The sequence below is a fragment of the Bradyrhizobium sp. 35 genome, assembly GCF_023073215.1.
Classification (GTDB): domain Bacteria; phylum Pseudomonadota; class Alphaproteobacteria; order Rhizobiales; family Xanthobacteraceae; genus Bradyrhizobium; species Bradyrhizobium canariense_D.
In genome coordinates this window covers 68,312-87,907 of sequence record NZ_JADPJC010000144.1, presented here as the reverse complement: position 1 = coordinate 87,907, position 19,596 = coordinate 68,312, and the positions used below count along the sequence as shown (strand labels likewise).

Here is a 19,596-nt window from a genome sequence, read left to right as displayed (position 1 = left end):
ATATTGCTGTAATTTCAGGGCCTTTGTTCACGCCAAGCTGATTCCACGAAGGCCCGAAACGCGCTACGCAACGCCTGATGTCCAGGCCCATGACGACGACCTCGATCCCGTCTGCCCGAGCGCGCGCGAAGACCCGGGTGAGCTATGCCCGCTTTCGCGCCTGGCTGGTTGCCAGCGCGACCCGCCCCGAGGCGCGCCTCTGGCTGGTGATCCAGCTCGCCATCCTGCATGCGGTGCTCTGGACCTTCATCCTGATCAATCTCAAGGCAGCGCAGGACGTTCACATGGACGTCGCGGAAGCCTGGGGCTGGGGGCAGAAATTCCTCTGGGGCTATGGCAAGCACCCGCCGCTGTCGGGCTGGGTCGCCGGCCTCTGGTTCACAGTGTTCCCGCCGACGGACTGGGCGACCTATGCGCTGGCGATGGCGACCGTCGGCACCGGTATGGTGATCTGCTGGCTCATCGCGCTGCGCGTCGTGGATGCGCGGCGCGCGTTCCTGGTCGTGGTGATGGTCGCGCTCTACCCGATCTTCAATTTCAAGGGTTTCAAGTACAATCCCGACCTGCTCCAGCTCGTCACCTTGCCGCTCCTCGTGCTCGCTTATCTCAATGCGTTCGAGAAGCGGAGCTGGCAGTCCGGAGTGTTGCTCGGCCTTGCCGGCGCGCTGGCGCTGATGACCAAATACTGGGTGCTGACCATGATCGGCGCCATCGGGCTTGCCGCGCTGATCCATCCGGAGCGAATGAGATTCCTGTCGTCGCCGGCACCGTGGGTTGCGATCGCGACGATGGTGGTGGCGATGATCCCGCACATCGTGTGGCTGGCGGACGCGCATTTCGTGCCGCTGACCTATGCCGGCGATACCTACAGCCTCGAGGACAGCGGCCAGGTGCATCAGCTCGTGACCGGCTATGCCCTGCATAATGTCGCGCTGCTGGCATTGCCGGTGGCGCTGGCCGCGCTGGCGATGGCGCTGGTGCCACCTTGGTTCAGGCTGCTCCTGCGTGCGCCCTTGCGCATCGTCACGCGGGACTGGGCGCGCGGCGCGAATTCCAGCGTGAACCTTTCGCAGGCGCGCAACGTCTGGCTCATCCAGATCATCGTCGCGGTCGGCCCCGCGCTCGGCGCGCTGGCCTTCAGCATCTACATGAAGACCGATTGGGGCATCTCGCTGTTCTTCCTGGTGCCCTTGGCGCTGGTCGCGATCCCGGCGTTGCGGGTGCAGAGCGCTGCGCTGTTCAACATTGTCGCGATCTGGCTCGTGCTCAGCGTTGCCACGCTCATTGCCTCGCCCTGGATCGCCGCCCGCGAGATGGCGGCCAATGCCGGCAATACGGCGACTTACGGCGCGCGCTCGGATCTCGCGCGCGAGCTGACGCAGGCCTGGCACGCGCGCTTCGCCTCGCACTGGGCGGTCGTCGCCGGCACCATGGAATCGATCCAGCCGATGGTGTTCTACAGCCCGGATCATCCGGCCGCGTTCACGCCGCTCGAGGCCTGGGGGTCCGGATTGATTTCGCCCGATGACGTCAAGCGATACGGCTTCATCGGCGTGTTCGACCCGGCCGATGGTCGCCTGCCGGCGTTCGAAAAATGGGTGTCCGAAGTTGCGCCGAAGGCCGAGCGCATCGTAATGACGACGCGCCGTTTCACTCACGGCAAAGCCGGTCCGTCGATGAGCTGGAACATCTACATCGCGCCGCCGGGGAATTGATCGAAGCGAATCCGCCTAAATCCCTTCCTCGTTGAATTTGCTTTCAACGAGTTCGGTGATCGCCGCGAGCGCGGCCTCGGCATCATCGCCGGACGCGGCGACCGTGATGGTGGTGCCGGGACCGGCGGCGAGCATCATCAGGCCCATGATCGAGGTGCCGCCGACGGTTTCGCCGCCGCGCGTCACCCAGACCTGCGCGCTGAAACGCTCGACGGCCTGAACGAACTTGGCGGAGGCCCGCGCGTGCAGGCCGCGCTTGTTGATGATCAGGAGGTCCTTGGAGATCGCGCCCGCGGGCACGCCCGTCCCGGCTTGCGGCGCCTCGTCGCTCATTTGCCGGCGAGGACGCGGCTGGCGATGGTGACGTATTTGCGGCCGGCTTCCTGGGCCATCGCGATCGCGTCGGGGAGCGGACGCTCCTCGCGCACCTTGGCGAGCTTCACCAGCATGGGAAGGTTGATGCCCGCGAGCACTTCGACCTTCGGCCGGCTCATGCAGGATATTGCCAAATTGGACGGCGTGCCGCCGAACATGTCGGTGAGGATCGCGACGCCGTCGCCGGAATCGACGCGGTTAACCGCCTCGATAATGTCGCTTCGACAGAGATCGGAATCATCTTCGGCGCCGATCGTGATCGCTTCGATTTGCTTTTGTGGGCCCATGACATGTTCAAGCGCTGCCTTGAATTCGTCGGCAAGGCGCCCGTGGGTCACAAGTACTAGACCAATCATCGGAAAACTCCTCGCGGGCGCTTTTGGTGCACCGCACGAACGCGCCACTTTGACCATCCAGAGCCCCCGCGCAAGAGGGGATGTTGCGTATCTCCCTGAATCTAGACGGATGGATAAGGGGAGCTGCGCCGGTCTATTCGGTCGCGAGTGTGGGGTTCATATGGTTACCATTTCCCTTCAAACAATCGCCTGAAGGGTTAACGGGAGATGAACTCTTGGTAGTGGTCAAGGCCGCGACAACCAGAGGAAGGGGCAAATAGTCGCGGCCGACTGGGATTCGTGGTATTTCGACACCTAAAATGGCTGTTTTCAGGGATTGGGCCGGCGGCAGCCGCTCCGCATCCGCGGCGTCCAGATCGACCACGAGGCCGACGGTCGCATGCTCCACAAAGTCGCAGCGGCGGATTCCCAGCCCCCGGATCTCGATCAGGCCGGCCAGAACCGGGGCGGGGCGGACCTCAATTTCGCGGCCGACTGTCGCCAGATGGACACGGTCATCACCGACCAGAACGGCCGTTTCGAGCACGCCGCTGCGTCCTGCCATGATCAAATCGAAGGCAAGGCGCGACTTGCCGGAGCCCGAGGGCCCGCGGATCAGCACCGCCAGATCTCCAACCTTGACCGCCGAGGCGTGAACGCTGGGGCCACCGTCGCTCATAGCGCCGGCAGCCTCACCACGAAACGCGCGCCGACAACACTGGGCGCGCCGTCCTCGTCCGCCGGGCCGAGGCGGTTCTCCGCCCAGATGCGTCCGCCATGTGCGTCGACGATCTGCTTGGAGATCGACAGGCCAAGGCCGGAGTTCTGGCCAAAGCCCTGATGAGGGCGGTCGGTGTAGAAGCGCTCGAAGATGCGCTCCAGCGCGTCGTCGCGGATTCCGGGGCCGTCGTCGTCGACCACGATCTCGATCTCTCCGCGTACGCGGCGGCAGGTGAGGCGCACCTTGTTGCCGGGCTCGGAGAAGGACTGTGCGTTCGAGAGCAGGTTGGAGACCACTTGTCCGAGTCGCGAATCGTGGCCGGTCACGGCGAAATTGTCGGTCGGGCTGCGGCCCTCGAAACGCATTTCGACCGCGACGTCATGGCCGAGCTTGGTTTCATTGGCGACGGAGACGAGCGTCGTCAGCAGGCGGCGCAGGTCGACCGGAATCGCATCCTGGCGCTGCAGTTCTGCATCGAGACGGCTGGCGTCGGAGATGTCCGAGATCAGCCGGTCGAGCCGCTTGACGTCATGCTCGATCACCTCGAGCAGGCGCGCGCGGCTGTTCTCGTTGCGCGCCAGCGGCAACGTCTCGACCGCGGAGCGCAACGAGGTCAACGGGTTCTTCAATTCGTGCGCGACGTCGGCGGCGAACATCTCGATCGCTTCGATGCGGCTGTAGAGTGCACTGGTCATGTCGCGCAGCGCACCGGAGAGATGGCCGATCTCGTCGCGACGACGGGTGAAGTCGGGAATTTCGACGCGGGTCCTGATCCGGCGGCGGATCAGCTCGGCGCTATCGGCGAGCCGGCGGACCGGACCTGCGATCGTGCTGGCGAGCAGCAGCGACAGCATGATCATGACCGCGGCGGCGACGCCGCCCACTTTGAGGATGGCGAGGCGCTCGGCGGTGACCATCTGGTCGATGTCGTCGCCCTGCGTCGACAGCATCAGCGCGCCATGGATGGCGCGCGAGCGCAGCACGGGGACCGCGACAGAGACGATCACCTCGCCGCGCGCATTGACCCGCACCATCGAGCGCTTCTGGCCCTGGAGCGCGTCGCCGACCTCCGCATAGCCATTGCCGTTCTCGGGGCCGAGCTCGCGATAGAGCGGCAGGTCGCCGCGATTGAGCCAAGTACGGACCGCGACCATGCCGCGTTCGACCATGCCAGGCTTCTCGGCGGACACTGACGGCAGGGGGAAGCGCACCACGGTATCGAGGCTGCGGCTATCGACCAGCAGGCTGCCGTTCGGGTCGTAGATGCGGGCGCGCGTCTTGGTCGGCGAGATCAGCGTGCGCAGCACCGGTGCCACGCGCTCCGGATTGATCGGAAAATCCAGCGGGGAATACTCGTCCGAGCCGCCATAGGTCTCGCCCGGCTTGAGGTCGAGCAACCGGTCGGGGTCGATGGTGATGGCGTTGGTCTGCACCGTCGCGGACGCCGCGATCGCGCCGGCGATGATCTCCGCCTGCACCAGCAGGCTCTGCGCGCGCGCGTCGATCAGGCCGGCGCGGAATTGCGACAGATAGAGGATGCTCGCCACCAGCGCGACCAGGCCGGCGAGGTTGAGCGAGACGATGCGGCGGGTCAGGCTCGAGAAGGACAGCGCGAAGAAGAACTGCCCGGCGCGCTTCAACCAGTTCAGTGGACGCCAGCCCCGCACGGCCAGCTTGTCCTCAGCCAATTGATCCGGAGCGCCGTGGGCGGTGACGTCCTCGGCGTTCTGGTTCTCGTCAGGCTGCGTTCGGTCAAGCAATGCTCACGCCCGCGTTAGGACAGCTCGTGCGAAGGTCCCCGCATCCTAGAGCCATCCCGGTCCCGATGGAATCAGAACCGGCGATGCTCTCGGTCTTTCGTGGAGGCGCGTGCGCCTCAGGCTTCCTTGAAGCGGTAGCCGACGCCGTAGAGCGTCTCGATCATCTCGAACTCGTTGTCGACCACCTTGAACTTCTTGCGCAGCCGCTTGATGTGGCTGTCGATGGTGCGGTCGTCGACATAGACCTGGTCGTCATAGGCGGCGTCCATCAGCGCGTTGCGGCTCTTCACCACGCCGGGCCGGGTCGCGAGCGCCTGCAGGATCAGGAATTCGGTGACGGTCAGCGTCACCGGCTCGTTTTTCCAGGTGCAGGTGTGCCGTTCAGGATCCATGCGCAGCAGGCCGCGGTCGAGCGCCTTGGCGTCGTTCTCCTTCGGCGTGACGGTCGGGTCCTTCGGCGCCGAACGGCGCAGCACCGCCTTGACGCGCTCGACCAGCAGGCGCTGCGAGAACGGTTTGCGGATGAAGTCGTCGGCGCCCATCTTGAGGCCGAACAGCTCGTCGATCTCTTCGTCCTTCGAGGTCAGGAAGATCACCGGCAGGTCGGATTTCTGCCGCAGCCGGCGCAACGTCTCCATGCCGTCCATGCGCGGCATCTTGATGTCGAGGATGGCAAGATCGGGCTGGGTGGTGCGGAAACCGTCGAGCGCTGAGGCGCCGTCGGTATAGGTCATGATGCGATAGCCTTCGGCCTCCAGCGCGATCGAGACGGATGTGAGAATGTTGCGGTCGTCGTCGACCAAAGCGATTGTGGGCATGAGCCTCTGCTTTCTGCTTTCCGTTTGGGTCGTGGCTTGAAAACGGCGAGCAATCCACTGATGCGCCGCATACATGGGTGCCGATGTTGGCATTCGAACCTTGTCACCGAGCAATGCAAGCTAGGCTGAAGTGTGACCAAGTTCCACGAAACACGGCAGATTCGCCGCATCTCGACCCATAACCGGGCCCCGGTTTACCCGAAAAAAGGCCCTCCATGCAACCACCTGACCCGAGAAAGCCGATGCAACCGACCCCCGACTTCGACCCCGGAAAGCTCGCCAAATCGCTGCTGCGGCGGTCACGGCAGGGGGCCTTGGCGACATTGATGGCCGGCAGCGGCGATCCTTATTGTTCCCTGGTCAATCTGGCGAGCCATCCGGATGGCTCTCCGATCCTGCTGATCTCAGGATTGGCCGTGCACACCAGGAACATCCTGGCCGACAGCCGGGTGTCCTTGATGCTGGACGAGCGGGCGGCGGGCGATCCGCTGGAAGGTGCCCGGATCATGCTGTCCGGCCATGCCGAGCCGGCCGATGCCGACAAGGATCTGCTCCGGCGACGGTATCTCAATGCTCATCCCTCAGCGGGAGCCTTTGTTTCCTTTAAAGATTTCTCTTTCTTTCGGATCCGGCCTACGGGAACCCATCTGGTCGCCGGCTTCGGCCGGATCGTCGACCTCAAGCCGGAGCAATTCCTGACCGACCTCACGGGGGCCGAGGACTTGCTGACGGCGGAGGAGGGCGCGGTGGAGCACATGAATGCCGACCACCGCGAGGCCATGGGCCTCTATGCAACAAAACTGCTCGGTGCTGCCGCGGGCGACTGGCGCTGCACCGGCTGCGACCCGGAGGGCCTCGACATGCAGGACGGCCAGACCGTCTTGCGGCTGGATTTTCCGGAGCGGGTGGCTGATGGCACGGCGCTGCGCAAGATGCTGGTTCGCCTCGCCGGCGAAGCGCGCACCAGGATGAACCAGAGCGCAACACATTGAACGCTGCTGCCCATCGCCGCGACCCAAGTTCGTTACCGGTCAGAAGGCGGCGGCGAGAGCGTCATGACAGAATGGAATAGACGGACGCTGGTTGCGGGTTTGACGCTCGCGATCACCGCATCGCTTGTCACGCCTAGCGTCGCCCAGAAAGGTCTCGCCGCGGAGAGCGCGCGGATCAACACCCTCATGAGCGCCGGCAGATATTCGGAAGCACTGCCTTTGGCGCAAGGTATGGTCGCGAACCTGGAGAAGAGCGACACAGGTCGCGAACTCGCCGCCGCGCTGAACAACCTCGGCCAGGTTCATGCCGGTCAGGGCCACGACGATCTGGCGGAGCCGCTCTACAAGCGCGCCATCATGCTGATGGAAAAGTCGCTCGGTCTCGAAACCCCGTTGATCGGAGCCGAACTGAGCAACCTCGCCGCGCTCTACCAGCGGCAGAGCCGCTACGCCGAGGCTGAGCCGCTGTTCAAGCGCGCGCTCGCCGTTCGCGAGAAGGGATTGTCGCGCGAGCATCCCGATGTCGGCCAGTCACTCAATAATCTCGCCACGCTCTATGTGAAGCAGCAGCACTATGCCGAAGCCGAGCCGCTGTTTCAGCGGGCGCTCGCGATCTACCAGAAGGCTGGCGGCTCCGAGCATCCGGCGGTGGCCACCGTCCTGAACAATCTCGGCCAGGTCTATCGCGATCTCAATCGCGATGCGGACGCGGAAGCGCCGATCAAGCGCTCGCTCGCGATCCGGGATAAGGTGCTGGGACCGGATCATCCCGACGTCGCCCGCTCGCTGAACAATCTCGCCGGCCTCTACGAGCACCAGCAGCGCTACGGTGACGCCGAGCCGCTCTATCGTCGCGCGCTGGTCATCCGCGAAAATGCACTCGGGCCCGATCATCCCGAGGTCATGACCTCGACCGGCAATCTGGCTTATTTCCTCTACGTGGCCGGGCGCGCCGCGGACGCATTGCCTTTCGCGGAAAGGACTCTTCGGGGCGATCGCGCCCAGTTGCGCATCGTCTTGCCGGTCCTGTTCGCCGCGCGCCAACAAGATCTGCTGTCCGGCGACAAGGCGCTCGACGAGGCCCTCGCCGCGATCCAGCGCGGCACGCAATCCTCCGCCGCATCCGCCGTGAACAAGCTCGCGGTTCGGCTTGCCGCCGGCAGCGACCGGCTCGCCGAGCTGGTGCGCCGGGATCAGGATCTCGCGGCTGAGTCAGAGGCACTCGACAAGGCGATCGTTGCCGCAGTGTCGAAGCAATCCGCGCAGCGCGATCTCGCAACCGAACAGCGCAGCCGCGCGCGGATTGCAATGATTGCCAACGAGCGTGCGGGCTTGCAGAAGACGCTCGCGGTCGAGTTTCCCGACTACGCGTCACTCTCCAATCCGCTGCCGTTGACGGCAAAGGACATCCGGCTGCTGCTGTCGGCCGACGAGGCGATGGTGCTCTATTCCGTCGTCGACAAGCAGAGCTGTGTCATCGCGATCACGCGCGAGGGCGTCGACTGGAAGGCCATCCCACTCGGCGCGGATGCGCTGACGCAGAAGGTGACGGCATTCCGCAAGGGACTCGACGTCGGCAAAGCGCGCGACGCCTCCGGCAAATCCGGATTGTTCGATCTGGCGCTCGCCAACGAGCTCCATGTCGCGCTGCTCGGTCCGGTCGAGGCGTTGACAAAGCACAAGCACAGCCTGCTGGTGGTGCCGTCGGCTGCGCTGACCGCATTGCCGTTTCATCTGCTCGTCACGGAGAAGCCGCAGGCTGCGATCCCGGACACGCTCGAAGGCTATCGCGGCGCCGCCTGGCTGCTGCGGCGCCAGGCCGTCTCGGTGCTGCCGTCGGTGGGCAGTCTGAAATCGCTGCGGGCCTTCGCGCGTCGGGATCAAAGCGTGAAGCCGATGACCGGCTTCGGCGATCCCGTGTTCAATCCTGCACTGGAAGGGCCCGCCGAGCGGCGCGCCGCGAACGGCAAGGTCGCCGCGCGCAGCATCGCGACCATCGCCTATAGTGATTTCTGGCGCGGTGCCGGCGTCGATCGCGCGCGGCTTGCGCAGGCGCTGCCGCAACTGCCCGACACCGCCGATGAGTTGAACGCGGTGGCCAGGGATGTCGGGGCTTCCGAGGCCGACATTCATCTCGGCCGCGACGCCAGCGAGACGACGCTCAAGCGTGCAGCGCTTGCTCAATACGGCATCATCTACTTTGCCACCCACGGCCTCGTTGCCGGCGACATCAAGGGACTGGGTGAGCCCTCGCTCGCGCTCTCCATTCCCGATCAGCCCACTGAACTCGACGACGGTCTACTCACCGCGAGTGAAGTCGCTCAGCTCAAGCTCAATGCGGATTGGGTTGTACTGTCGGCCTGCAACACCATCGCGGGCGACAAGCCCGGCGCCGAGGCCCTGTCGGGACTGGCGCGCTCGTTCTTCTACGCCGGTGCGCGCGCGCTCCTGGTCTCGCATTGGGCCGTGGATTCGGAAGCTGCCACCCGCCTGACCACGATGACTTTCGAGCTGCTCAAAAACGAACCACAAATCGGGCGTGCCGAAGCCTTGCGCCGCGCGATGTTAACCTACGTTGACGACACCTCGTCTCCGCGCAACGCCTATCCAGCGATGTGGGGGCCCTTCGCGCTCATCGGCGAAGGCGCGGTACGATAGGGCGGGCTGCGATTGTCCTTCAGCTGTCTTGGACATTGTGCGTTGCAATAACCTCAGGAAACGCCGAAACGCACATTTGGTTGCGCGATCATTGTCGATTTTTTGATGCGCCTGCTCAGAGCTGACATGCGCGACGTTTGGCGCGGTCCTTGAATAAACCAAATCCTAAGGGATCAGCTTGGCAACGCCAGCGTTCATCAGTATTAGGTCGTTCCAACCGAGGCCGAACGGCCTGTAATCACGGTGACCGCGGCGGCGCCAAGCATGATCGCGCTGAGTGGGTTCTAGGAGGATTTTTCGTGCAAGAGACGGGCGTGCGCAACGGTGCCTTCGGCGCCGACAAATTCGGCTTAAAGAATCTCAAGCAGGTTCACTGGAACCTCGGTGCGCCGCAACTCTATCAATACGCGCTCTCCGCGGGCGAGGCGGTGCTGTCGGCCGATGGCGCGCTCTGCGCCGACACCGGCGAGTTCACCGGCCGCAGCCCCAAGGACAAATTCACGGTGCGTGACGCCACCACCGACAAGAAGATGTGGTGGGCCGGCAACCAGTCGATCACCGCAGAGCAGTTCGAGACGCTCTACCAGGACTTCCTCAAGCACGCCGAAGGCAAGTCGCTGTTCGCACAGGACCTCTATGGCGGCGCCGATCCGGCTTATCGCATCAAGACCCGCGTCTTCACCGAGCTCGCCTGGCACTCGCTGTTCATCCGCACGCTGCTGATCCGTCCCGAGGCGATCGAGCTCTCGGCGTTCGTGCCCGAGCTCACCATCATCGACATGCCGAGCTTCCGCGCCGATCCGAAGCGCCATGGCTGCAAGTCGGAGAATGTCGTCGCGATCGATTTCGCCCGCAAGATCGTGCTGATCGGCGGGTCTTACTATGCCGGCGAGATGAAGAAGTCGGTCTTCACCACGCTGAACTACTATCTGCCCGAGCGCGGCGTGATGCCGATGCATTGCTCGGCCAATGTCGGCGCCAAGGGCGATGCGGCGATCTTCTTCGGCCTGTCCGGCACCGGCAAGACCACGCTGTCAGCCGATCCGAACCGCACGCTGATCGGCGATGACGAGCACGGCTGGGGCCCGAACGGCGTCTTCAACTTCGAAGGCGGCTGCTACGCCAAGTGCATCAAGCTGTCGCAGGAAGCCGAGCCCGAGATCTATGCCGCCTCGACCCGCTTCGGCGCGGTGCTCGAGAACTGCGTGTTGGACGAAGACACCCGCGTGGTCGATTTCGACGACGGCTCCAAGACCGAGAATACGCGCTCGGCCTATCCGCTCGAGTTCATCCCGAACGCCTCGCGCACCGGCCGCGCACCGCAGCCGAAGAACGTGGTGATGCTCGCCGCCGACGCCTTCGGCGTGCTGCCGCCGATCGCCAAGCTCTCGCCGGCGCAGGCGATGTATCACTTCCTGTCGGGCTACACCGCCAAGGTCGCTGGCACCGAGCGCGGTCTCGGCAATGAGCCGCAGCCGGAATTCTCGACCTGCTTCGGCTCGCCCTTCCTGCCGCTCGACCCCTCCGTCTACGGCAACATGCTGCGCGACCTGATCGCCCAGCACAATGTCGACTGCTGGCTGGTCAACACGGGATGGACCGGCGGCAAGTACGGTACCGGCTCGCGCATGCCGATCAAGGTGACGCGCGCGCTGCTGACCGCGGCCCTCGACGGCTCGCTTCGCAACGTCGAATTCCGCACCGATAAATATTTCGGCTTCGCGGTCCCGACCGCGCTGCCGGGCGTGCCGAGCGAGATCCTCAACCCGGTCAACACCTGGAAGGACAAGGACGAGTTCGACAAGACCGCCCGCGCGCTGGTCGGCATGTTCCAGAAGAACTTTGCCAAGTTCGAAGCCCAGGTCGACGCCGAGGTCCGCGCCGCTGCACCGGACGTGAAGCTCGCGGCGGAGTAAGCTTGCGTCGTTTGAAATTCGAAAGGGCGGCCGCGAGGCCGCCCTTTTGCTTTTCAAGATGTCTCTCCACCGTCATTGCGAGCGCAGCGAAGCAATCCAGAATCCCTCCGCGGAAACAGTCTGGATTGATGGCGAACTCGCGGAAGCAGCTACGCCTTGAAATAGGCGATCTGCGTCGTGGTCGCGAGCAGTCTTCCGTTCGGCGACCACAGCTCGGCGTTCTGGTCGGCGTAGCTCTTGTGCATGATCTTTGAATCGGCCGTCGCCAGCACGCGCGTGATGTCCTCGGCGGCGAGCTCTTCGCTGTCAGTGTGGAAATACGTCGTCAGCGACACCGTGCCGAACGGAACCAGCTCGCGTCGCGCGTGGAAGATGCGGCCGAAGAAGGCGTCCGACATCGACATCAGCGACGGCATGTCGAGCTTGCGCGGTTCGCGATCACTGATCCAGAGCTTTGAGTAAGTGCTGGCGAGCTCGGGCTTGAGCGGGCCGATCCGCATCTCGCCCTCGACGAAGCGGAATTCGTACTGGTTGGCCCAGGACGCCGCGATCTTCGGGAACGGCATCGTCTCTTCGAACGGCTTTGCATCGGGATATTGCGCCACCCTGTGCTCCCAGGACGGCCGGCGTTCGGCGAACACGGCGGTGGCGAGCGTTGCGACCTCGCCGCCGCCTTGCGACAGTTCGACGCTCCAGTGCTGGCTGGAGCGATTAGCCTTCACCAGCCGCACGTCGAGATCGAACGGCCCCTTCGCGATCGGCGCGCAGTAATTCACGGTGAGCGCCAGCGGGTCGCCGGCACGTTCCGGATGCTCGATCAGCGCACGCAGGATAGTCGCGGCGGTGGCGCCGCCGAACGGGCCGACAAAGGCCCAGTAATCGTCGCTGGTGTGTCCCTGCCAGCTGGAGTCACCGGCGGTGACGCGGGTGGCGTCGTCGAAAGGGTGCGGGAGCTTGGCGTGCATTATTCGATCCGGCGTTCAATGACGGACGTCATATCACGTCCGCCGCCGGCTTGTGCAATTACCTCGTGAGTAACCGATTTCACGTCGCGGAAATTCAGCCCGCGACGTCGCGCAAGGTCGGCAGCAGCGGCGTGGTGGGGTTGACCGGCACGTTCCAGATCTCCTCGGCGTATTCGCGAATGGTGCGGTCGGAGGAGAACCACGCCATGCGCGCGACGTTGAGGATCGAGGCGCGGGTCCAGGCCGGCGCCACCTGCCAGCGCGCATCGACGCTGCGCTGCGCCTCGTAATAAGAATCGAAGTCGGCGCTGACCATGTAATGGTCGAGATAGCGCAGCGCATGCGCGATCGATTCGAAGCGGCCGGGATCGCCGGGCGAGAATTCGCCGGCGCCGATCGCATTGATGGCGCGCTGGAGCTTCGGCGAATTGCGGATCACGTCGGAGGCGTCCAGCCCCTGCTTGCGCCGGATCATGACATCGCCGGCTTCCATGCCGAAGATCGCGATGTTCTCCGCGCCGACATGGTCGCGGATCTCGATGTTGGCGCCGTCGAGCGTGCCGATCGTGAGGGCGCCATTGAGCGACAGCTTCATGTTGCCGGTGCCGGAGGCTTCCATGCCGGCCGTCGAGATCTGCTCGGAGAGGTCGGCCGCGGGAATGATCACCTCGGCGAGGCTGACATTGTAGTCGGGCAGGAAGACGACCTTGAGCTTGCCGCCGATCGCGGGGTCGTTGTTGACGACTTCCGCAACGTCGTTGATCAGCTTGATGATCAGCTTGGCGTAGCGGTAGCTCGCCGCCGCCTTGCCCGCAAAGATCTTCACCCGCGGCACCCAGTTGCCGTTGGGGTCGTCCTTGATCGCCTGGTACAGCGCGACCGTCTCGATGACATTGAGAAGCTGGCGCTTGTATTCGTGGATGCGCTTGATCTGCACGTCGAACAGCGCGTTCGGGTCGACCTTGATGCCGAGGCGCTCGCCGATCAGGCGCGCCAGCGCCGTCTTGTTGTGAAGCTTGACTGCGCGGAACCTCTTCTGGAATTCGACGTCGCTGGCGCGGGCCTCGATCAGGCTGAGCTGCGTCGGATCATCGAGCACGGCGTCGCCACAGGTCTCGCGCAACAGATCGGTCAGTTTCGGGTTCGCCAGCATCAGCCAGCGGCGGAAGGTGATGCCGTTGGTCTTGTTGGTGATGCGGCCGGGGTAGAGATGGTTGAGGTCGTGGAACACGGTCTCCCGCATCAGGTCCGAATGCATCGCCGAGACGCCGTTGATGCGGTGGGAGCCGACGAAGGCGAGCTGGCCCATGCGCACGCGCCGGCCGCTCCGCTCGTCGATCAGCGACACCGAGGCGCGGAAGTCGATGTCGCCGGGGGCGCGCGCCTCTGCGAGCGCGAGATGCTGCACGTTGATGCGGTAGATGATCTCGAGATGCCGCGGCAACAGCCGTTCGAACAGCTCGACCGGCCAGGTCTCCAGCGCCTCAGGCAGCAGCGTGTGGTTGGTGTAGGACAGCGTGGCGACCGTGATCTTCCAGGCCTCGTCCCAGCGGAAATTGTGGTCGTCGATCAGGATCCGCATCAGCTCGGTGACGGCCAGGCTCGGATGGGTGTCGTTGAGCTGCACCGCGACCTTGCTCGACAGGCTGCGAAGCTGGCCGTCCGACGCAAGGTGCCGCTTGATCAGGTCCTGCAGCGAAGCCGAGACGAAGAAATATTCCTGGCGCAGGCGCAGCTCGCGGCCCGCCGGGCTCTCGTCGTTCGGGTAGAGGAATTTACAGATCGCTTCCGCGCGCGACTGCTCGGCGCTGGCGCTGACATAGTCGCCGGTGTTGAAGGCATCGAGCTTCAACGGATCGGGCGAGCGTGCCGACCACAGCCGCAGCGCGTTGACGTGCTGGCCGCGCCAGCCGACGATCGGCGTGTCATAGGCCATCGCCTGCACGGTCTCGGACGGATGCCAGATCGCGCGATCGCGGCCCTTGTCTTCGACATGCTCGACACCGCCGCCGAAGCGAATGTCATAGATCACTTCGGGCCGCTGCAATTCCCAAGGGTTGCCGAAGCCGAGCCATTCGTCCGGATATTCCTGCTGCCAGCCCTGATTGATGATCTGACGGAACAGGCCGTAATCATAACGGATGCCGTAGCCGATCGCAGGGATCGACAGCGTCGCCATGCTTTCCATGAAGCAGGCGGCGAGACGGCCCAAGCCGCCATTGCCGAGCGCCGCGTCCGGCTCGCATTTGCGCAGCTCAGGCAAGGAAACGCCGAGATCGCCGAGCGCGACCTCGAAGATCTTCAATAGCCCCATATTGTTCAGCGCGTCGCTGAAGAGGCGGCCGATCAGGAATTCGAGCGAGAGATAATAGACCCGCTTGCGCCCCGCATCGTAGCTGTGCTTCTCGGCCGTGAGCCAGCGATGCACGATGCGATCGCGCAGCGCCAGCGCCGCGGCCTGGTACCAGTCGTGCTTGGTGGCCATGCCCGCATCCTTGCCGATGGCAAGGCGCAGCTTCGCCAGGATCGCGCCCTTGATCTCAGCCAGAGCGAGTTCGTCGATGGGCTGGTTGGGGGCGGAGAAATTGGGCTGGAACGATGAATCTTGCAAAGTCGTCACTTCCTGGTCGCGAGAACACTACTGACCCTACGCATCTTGCCTCTGTACGGAACCATTGCTGGTGCGACCGTGCACTGCGTTTGGCGTAAAATTATGCAAGGAACGGGCCGATTTGGGAACCCGGACGCATACGGGGAAACGTGGATTTGGTGCTAGAATGGCGGCCAATTCAGCCATCAGTGTGGAGGAGGCGCCCGATGAACTCTCTGATGAGACCTGTGACGCGACGGCTGATCGAAATCGCCGCCGCCACCTTCCTCGTCGTCTGCATCACCGCGTCCAGCGCCGCCTTCGCCGCCGGCAAGATCGGCCGCAGCGCCGACGGCCTGAGCTGCGCCGTCACGCTTCCGCAAAACGCATCCTCCGCCGCCCGCTGCGCCGCCATCAAGCGCCAATGCGGCGGCAAATTTTACGCAAGCGCGTGCGGGGATAAGTTGATGTCAGCGGCGAATTGAGCAGGGGCTGGTGCAACGAAGAAGGTGTCGTCCTGGCGGAAGCCAGGACCCATTACCCGCCTGTCAGATGAGGCCTGACCGATCATTCCAATCGGGATTTCTTCCTCGATCAGCTTGATCTTCCAGTCCCGCTTCCAGAACTTGAGCTGCTTCTCGCGCGCGATCGCCTCCTGCAGTGTTGCGTAGGCTTCGACATGAACGAGGCGGAAGATTTTATACTTGTGCACGAACTTCGAGCCGCGACCCGAACGATGTAGCTCAAGCCGCGCGCGGACGTCGTTGGTGATTCCGATATAGATCGTGTCGTGATGGCGGCTTGCGAGAATGTAGACGAAGTAGCTGCTCGTGCTCATGGCCCAACCCGCAAAAGCAACACTGACCGGGGTAATGGGTCCTGGCTTTCGCCAGGACGACGCTCTCCAACAATCGCGCCTAACATCAGAACAAATTAAGAACACTTTAGCAAGTCTTTGATATCATTGTGATTCGGCGTGTTGCCGACACCATATCTAGCGTCTGCCAGACTTCGCGAGGACTACATGTCCACCATTGCCTTCGATCAATTTGCCCTCACCAGGATCGCCGATTTCGCGCGCTCGCTGTCGCGGCTGCATCAGGCGGCGCGGCGCCACGCGGTCGACGACGACCAGTTCGACCGCGAGTTCAACGCGGTGTGCCAGTCGATCTGGGGCTACACCATCGACGACGTCAGCGACGATCTGTTTTCGGCGCAGGACCATCTGTTCCTCGACACGCTTGACGAAGCGCATGCGCGCATCTTCGCCGCCGAGCAGGGTTATGATCTCGTCGACGACCAAGGCATGCTCACCGACTGGTGGGGTTTTTGCTGGATGATTTTAGCCGAGAAGCGCGGCCTGCTCACGGCAGACAACCGCGCCGCCGCGCGCGCGGCGATCGAGGAGAAATATCTGGCGGCGCCGAACGTGATCGGCGTGATCATCGGACGGTGACCCACCATCCTCCGTCATTGCGAGGAGCCTCTTGCGACGAAGCAATCCAGAGTGCCTCCACGGAGCCAGACTGGATTGCTTCGCTTCCGCCTTCGCTCTTCGAGCTTCGGCGGACAAGTCGCTCGCAATGACGGCTTGGCTACAGACGAGCCTGAGCTAGTCCAGCCCAGCCCGCTTCGCCGGCTTTTGCGTTTTCGGCACCGTCACGTCGGGGAGCGTCTCGCGCACGATCTCCGCGGCAGGGGCATCCGCCGCCACCGTGTCGGCGCGCACCGGCGCCACCTTCATCTCGCCGAGCCGTGCGCGGACCTGCGCGGTGAGACCGGGATAGGAGGCGACCGGGGTGAAGTCCGCGGCCTGGTCGTTGCCGACGCGGATCCCGGTATAGGCGACGAGACCGTCGCTGGTGGCGATCACGTCGCCGGGCTTTAGCGACGAGTCCAGCGCCAGATCGACCGGAGCAAGGCCGACCGGCTCGCGGCCGTTGCAGGTGCAGTCGGCGCGCAGCGCCTTGCGATAGGCGAACGCGTTCTCGCTATCGGCATAGCGCTCGCCGGTCTGCGACGCCGCGCCGTCGATCGAGGAGCCGAAATAGATCTTGGTGGCGCTTGCAGGACAGAACGCCTGACACATCTGCGCGGGCGAGGTGAGACCGCGCATCAGCGGAAAATATTTGCCGTCGCAGCTGCGCACGCAGAACGCCGGTCCCGAGCCGCCGGCCGCAGCCGAACGTGTCGGCGGCACGTATGGCGGACTTGCGCCGTTCTGCTGGCCGGTGAATGGATCGGCGTAGGAGCTCGGCTGCTGCGGCACCTCACGCTGCGGCCGCTGCTGCTGCTGCATTCCGCCGAAGAAGAAGTCGAACAGGCCTTCGGCCGAAACCGGGGCCGGAGCCGCAACCAGCGGTGCTGCCAATGTGGCGGCTACGAGCATCGCGCGACGCCACCGGCGCGCATGGGACATGACTGTACGCAAACGCTTACTCCACCCGGCGCTACCCAACCGGCCGGGACCATCAGGTCTCAGCACATGATTCACCATAAGGCGGGATGGTAAATGAGCGGTTGAGGGGGGAGGAGCGGTGTCGCCGGACGGGTGGACCTCGTCCATGGCCGGGCTTGTCCCGGCCATCCAGGATCTCTGGTGCGGCAAAGACGTGGATGCCCGGTCAAGCCCGGGCACGACGGCGGAAAAAGTCTAGCCGCTCAAGCCTTCAAGAACTCCGACGCCTTGTACAGCGAGCGGAACGGCAGCCCGGCCGCGCCAAAGGTGTCGTCGGCGCCTTCCTCGCGGTCGACCATGGTCAGCACCAGCACCACTTCCGCGCCGGTCTCGCGCACCGCTTCCACGGCCTTCATCGCCGAGCCGCCGGTGGTGGTGACATCCTCGACGATCACGACGCGCTTGCCCTCCAGCGTCTCGCCCCTGGGCAGCCCCTCGATCGCAAGCTTCGCGCCATGCTCCTTCGGCTTCTTGCGCACGAAGAAGGCCGCGATGGGATGGCCCTTGATCCAGGAGATCTGCGCCAGCGCGCCGGCCAGCGGCACCGCGCCCATCTCAAGCCCGCCGATGAAATCGAGCTGGTCATCCTTCAGCGCCTCATAGGTCAACTCGGCGAGCAGGGTCGCACCCTCCGGGTCGAGCATGGTCGGCTTGAGGTTGAAGTAGAAGTCGCTCTTGCGGCCCGACGCGAGCGTCACCTCGCCGCGGCCGAAGGAGCGCCGGCGGATGATCTCGAACAGGCGGGCGCGGGAGGCTGATTTAGACACGGCGGGCCCTCGGGAGCATTTTTGGAGGTGGCGGAATTTATCCGCGACGGCCTCGACATTCCAGAGGGGGCTTCCCCCGTCAACAGGGATCGGCCATCCCGGGCGGCCGGTTGTGGGGGTGCAACGTTCTGGGGTAGGTGGATGCCGGATATCTCGGGCAAGAAAACCTGCAAGAAGGCTGGGCAAGGACACGCGACAAATGACCATCGAGCTGCACACCTGGAACACGCCGAACGGCCGCAAGATCTCGGTCGCGCTGGAGGAGATGGGGCTGCCCTACAAGGGGATCCCGGTGAATATCAGCAAGGGCGAACAGATGGCGCCGGAGTTCCTGAAGCTCTCACCCAACAACAAGATCCCCGCGATCGTCGATCCTGATGGCCCGGACGGCAAGCCCGTCAGCATCTTCGAGTCGGGTGCGATCCTGCTGTATCTCGGCGAAAAGACCGGCAAATTTCTGCCGAAATCGCTTTCGGGCCGCATTCCCGTTTATGAATGGTTGATGTGGCAGATGGGCGGTTTCGGGCCGATGCCGGGCCAGGTGCACCATTTCATCGCGCTCGAGAACGAGCAGGACCGCGCCTACGGCCTCAAGCGCTACATGGCCGAGACGCGACGGCTCTACGGCGTCCTCGACCGCCGGCTGGAGTCCAGCGATTTCGTCGCCGGCGAGCTCTCGATCGCCGATTTTGCCATCCTGGGCTGGGCCTGGCGTCACCCTCGCCACAAGGTTGACCTGGCCGACTTTCCCAACGTCAAGCGCTGGTACGAGGCCCTGATGGCCCGCCCGGCGGTGAAGCGGGGCATGGAGGCGAAGCTAGATTGATCTTTCTCTCCCTCTCCCCGCAAGCGGGGAGAGGGGAAAATCACACCTTCCGCGCTTCCACCGCCATCCGCACCGCAAGCCCGGCCAGCACCGTGCCCATCAGCCAACGCTGGACCAGCATCCAGCTTGGCCGGCTTGCGAGAAACAGCGCGATCGACCCGGCCGCGAGCGCGATCATCGCATTCACGCTGACACTGATCGCGATCTGGATCGCGCCGAGCACCACTGACTGCGCCAGCACGCTGCCGGCGGTGGGATCGATGAACTGCGGCAGCAGCGCGAGGTAAAGCATCGCGATCTTCGGGTTGAGCAGATTGGTGACGAACCCCATCGCGAACAATTTGCGCGGGCTGTCGATCGCAAGCTGCTTCACCTGGAACGGCGAGCGCCCGCCCGGCTTCACTGCCTGCCAGGCCAGCCACAACAGATAACCCGCGCCGGCAAAGCGCAGCGCGTCATAGGCGAAGGGAACGGCGAGCAGCAGCGCCGTGATGCCGAATGCCGCGCACAGCATGTAGAACAAGAAGCCGAGCGCCACGCCGCCGAGCGAGACGATGCCCGCCGCAGGCCCTTGCGTGATCGAACGCGAGATCAGGTAGATCATGTTCGGCCCGGGCGTGAGCACGAGGCCGAGGCAGACGAGAGCGAAGCCGAGCAGGGCGGAGGCGTGGGGCATGGCTGAACCGGTGCGGGAGACGGC

Annotated in this window: 17 protein-coding genes and 1 pseudogene; 7 read left to right on the top strand and 11 right to left on the bottom strand. The window is 64.3% G+C overall.

Features of this window, described 5'->3' with window-relative positions:
- The first annotated feature begins 89 nt into the window (after positions 1–89).
- Complete coding sequence (locus IVB36_RS29140; RefSeq protein WP_026233935.1) at positions 90–1,715, top strand: glycosyltransferase family 39 protein; 1,626 nt, start codon at positions 90–92, stop codon at positions 1,713–1,715.
- A gap of 15 nt (positions 1,716–1,730) precedes the next feature.
- Here IVB36_RS29140 and IVB36_RS29135 read toward each other — a convergent pair whose 3' ends face one another.
- From IVB36_RS29135 to IVB36_RS29115, 5 genes are all read right to left on the bottom strand, one after another.
- The gene (locus IVB36_RS29135) at positions 1,731–2,048 is read right to left on the bottom strand and encodes an HPr family phosphocarrier protein (protein ID WP_018460059.1); all 318 of its coding nucleotides are present in this window, start codon (positions 2,046–2,048) and stop codon (positions 1,731–1,733) included.
- Positions 2,045–2,446, bottom strand: coding sequence for a PTS sugar transporter subunit IIA (locus IVB36_RS29130; protein WP_007597752.1), 402 nt, complete (start codon positions 2,444–2,446; stop codon positions 2,045–2,047). Before IVB36_RS29130 ends, IVB36_RS29135 begins: the two co-directional genes overlap by 4 nt.
- Before the next feature lie 133 nt (positions 2,447–2,579).
- Positions 2,580–3,104: an HPr kinase/phosphatase C-terminal domain-containing protein gene (locus IVB36_RS29125; protein WP_018460057.1), complete on the bottom strand. Its 525-nt coding sequence runs from the start codon at positions 3,102–3,104 to the stop codon at positions 2,580–2,582.
- The gene (locus tag IVB36_RS29120; protein WP_018460056.1) at positions 3,101–4,906 is read right to left on the bottom strand and encodes a sensor histidine kinase; all 1,806 of its coding nucleotides are present in this window, start codon (positions 4,904–4,906) and stop codon (positions 3,101–3,103) included. The genes IVB36_RS29125 and IVB36_RS29120 overlap by 4 nt, the downstream gene beginning before the upstream one ends.
- A 116-nt stretch (positions 4,907–5,022) precedes the next feature.
- A complete protein-coding gene (locus IVB36_RS29115) occupies positions 5,023–5,724 on the bottom strand; it encodes a response regulator transcription factor (protein ID WP_007597749.1) in 702 nt (233 codons plus the stop codon).
- Between the two features lie 242 nt (positions 5,725–5,966).
- Between IVB36_RS29115 and IVB36_RS29110 the strand changes: the two genes are divergently transcribed.
- From IVB36_RS29110 to IVB36_RS29100, 3 genes are all read left to right on the top strand, one after another.
- A complete protein-coding gene (locus tag IVB36_RS29110) occupies positions 5,967–6,716 on the top strand; it encodes a DUF2470 domain-containing protein (protein WP_026233934.1) in 750 nt (249 codons plus the stop codon).
- A gap of 63 nt (positions 6,717–6,779) precedes the next feature.
- Entirely contained in the window at positions 6,780–9,374 is a 2,595-nt protein-coding gene (locus tag IVB36_RS29105; protein WP_026233933.1) for a CHAT domain-containing tetratricopeptide repeat protein, read from the top strand.
- Positions 9,375–9,673: 299 nt separating this feature from the next.
- Entirely contained in the window at positions 9,674–11,290 is a 1,617-nt protein-coding gene (locus tag IVB36_RS29100) for a phosphoenolpyruvate carboxykinase (RefSeq protein WP_018460052.1), read from the top strand.
- Between the two features lie 149 nt (positions 11,291–11,439).
- Here IVB36_RS29100 and IVB36_RS29095 read toward each other — a convergent pair whose 3' ends face one another.
- Together IVB36_RS29095 and IVB36_RS29090 are read right to left on the bottom strand one after the other, a co-directional pair.
- Positions 11,440–12,255, bottom strand: a complete 816-nt coding sequence (locus tag IVB36_RS29095) for a thioesterase family protein (RefSeq protein WP_018460051.1) — start codon at positions 12,253–12,255, stop codon at positions 11,440–11,442.
- A 94-nt stretch (positions 12,256–12,349) separates the two neighbouring features.
- On the bottom strand, positions 12,350–14,866 hold the full coding sequence (locus tag IVB36_RS29090) for a glycogen/starch/alpha-glucan phosphorylase (protein ID WP_085384957.1): 2,517 nt from the start codon (positions 14,864–14,866) through the stop codon (positions 12,350–12,352).
- A 218-nt stretch (positions 14,867–15,084) separates the two neighbouring features.
- Here IVB36_RS29090 and IVB36_RS29085 point away from each other — a divergent pair, with 218 nt between their 5' ends.
- On the top strand, positions 15,085–15,330 hold the full coding sequence (locus tag IVB36_RS29085; protein WP_240544159.1) for a hypothetical protein: 246 nt from the start codon (positions 15,085–15,087) through the stop codon (positions 15,328–15,330).
- 63 nt (positions 15,331–15,393) lie between these two features.
- On the opposite strand, the pseudogene IVB36_RS29080 reads toward IVB36_RS29085, so the two are convergent.
- A pseudogene (locus tag IVB36_RS29080) lies at positions 15,394–15,683 on the bottom strand (GIY-YIG nuclease family protein).
- A gap of 186 nt (positions 15,684–15,869) precedes the next feature.
- On the opposite strand from IVB36_RS29080, the gene IVB36_RS29075 reads away from it, so the two are divergent.
- A complete protein-coding gene (locus tag IVB36_RS29075) occupies positions 15,870–16,301 on the top strand; it encodes a hypothetical protein (protein ID WP_018460048.1) in 432 nt (143 codons plus the stop codon).
- Between the two features lie 156 nt (positions 16,302–16,457).
- Here the strand turns inward: IVB36_RS29075 and IVB36_RS29070 are convergent, their stop codons facing one another.
- Both IVB36_RS29070 and pyrE read right to left on the bottom strand, forming a co-directional pair.
- Complete coding sequence (locus IVB36_RS29070) at positions 16,458–17,234, bottom strand: DUF2865 domain-containing protein (protein ID WP_083926594.1); 777 nt, start codon at positions 17,232–17,234, stop codon at positions 16,458–16,460.
- A 272-nt stretch (positions 17,235–17,506) separates the two neighbouring features.
- The gene (pyrE, locus tag IVB36_RS29065) at positions 17,507–18,070 is read right to left on the bottom strand and encodes an orotate phosphoribosyltransferase (RefSeq protein WP_018460046.1); all 564 of its coding nucleotides are present in this window, start codon (positions 18,068–18,070) and stop codon (positions 17,507–17,509) included.
- Between the two features lie 199 nt (positions 18,071–18,269).
- On the opposite strand from pyrE, the gene IVB36_RS29060 reads away from it, so the two are divergent.
- A complete protein-coding gene (locus IVB36_RS29060) occupies positions 18,270–18,896 on the top strand; it encodes a glutathione S-transferase family protein (protein WP_018460045.1) in 627 nt (208 codons plus the stop codon).
- 40 nt (positions 18,897–18,936) lie between these two features.
- Here IVB36_RS29060 and IVB36_RS29055 read toward each other — a convergent pair whose 3' ends face one another.
- Positions 18,937–19,572: a LysE family translocator gene (locus IVB36_RS29055; RefSeq protein ID WP_018460044.1), complete on the bottom strand. Its 636-nt coding sequence runs from the start codon at positions 19,570–19,572 to the stop codon at positions 18,937–18,939.
- Between the last annotated feature and the right edge of the window lie 24 nt (positions 19,573–19,596).

What these genes read in the sequence shown, in the direction of transcription:
- IVB36_RS29135 (WP_018460059.1), bottom strand. Translation starts at nt 2,048, where the DNA reads ATGAGCGACGAGGCGCCGCAAGCCGGGACGGGCGTGCCCGCGGGCGCG.
- IVB36_RS29115 (WP_007597749.1), bottom strand. Translation starts at nt 5,724, where the DNA reads ATGCCCACAATCGCTTTGGTCGACGACGACCGCAACATTCTCACATCC.
- IVB36_RS29055 (WP_018460044.1), bottom strand. Translation starts at nt 19,572, where the DNA reads ATGCCCCACGCCTCCGCCCTGCTCGGCTTCGCTCTCGTCTGCCTCGGC.
- IVB36_RS29085 (WP_240544159.1), top strand. Translation starts at nt 15,085, where the DNA reads ATGAGACCTGTGACGCGACGGCTGATCGAAATCGCCGCCGCCACCTTC.
- IVB36_RS29130 (WP_007597752.1), bottom strand. Translation starts at nt 2,446, where the DNA reads ATGATTGGTCTAGTACTTGTGACCCACGGGCGCCTTGCCGACGAATTC.
- IVB36_RS29095 (WP_018460051.1), bottom strand. Translation starts at nt 12,255, where the DNA reads ATGCACGCCAAGCTCCCGCACCCTTTCGACGACGCCACCCGCGTCACC.
- IVB36_RS29060 (WP_018460045.1), top strand. Translation starts at nt 18,270, where the DNA reads ATGACCATCGAGCTGCACACCTGGAACACGCCGAACGGCCGCAAGATC.
- IVB36_RS29140 (WP_026233935.1), top strand. Translation starts at nt 90, where the DNA reads ATGACGACGACCTCGATCCCGTCTGCCCGAGCGCGCGCGAAGACCCGG.
- IVB36_RS29105 (WP_026233933.1), top strand. Translation starts at nt 6,780, where the DNA reads ATGACAGAATGGAATAGACGGACGCTGGTTGCGGGTTTGACGCTCGCG.
- IVB36_RS29125 (WP_018460057.1), bottom strand. Translation starts at nt 3,104, where the DNA reads ATGAGCGACGGTGGCCCCAGCGTTCACGCCTCGGCGGTCAAGGTTGGA.
- IVB36_RS29110 (WP_026233934.1), top strand. Translation starts at nt 5,967, where the DNA reads ATGCAACCGACCCCCGACTTCGACCCCGGAAAGCTCGCCAAATCGCTG.
- IVB36_RS29070 (WP_083926594.1), bottom strand. Translation starts at nt 17,234, where the DNA reads ATGCTCGTAGCCGCCACATTGGCAGCACCGCTGGTTGCGGCTCCGGCC.
- IVB36_RS29075 (WP_018460048.1), top strand. Translation starts at nt 15,870, where the DNA reads ATGTCCACCATTGCCTTCGATCAATTTGCCCTCACCAGGATCGCCGAT.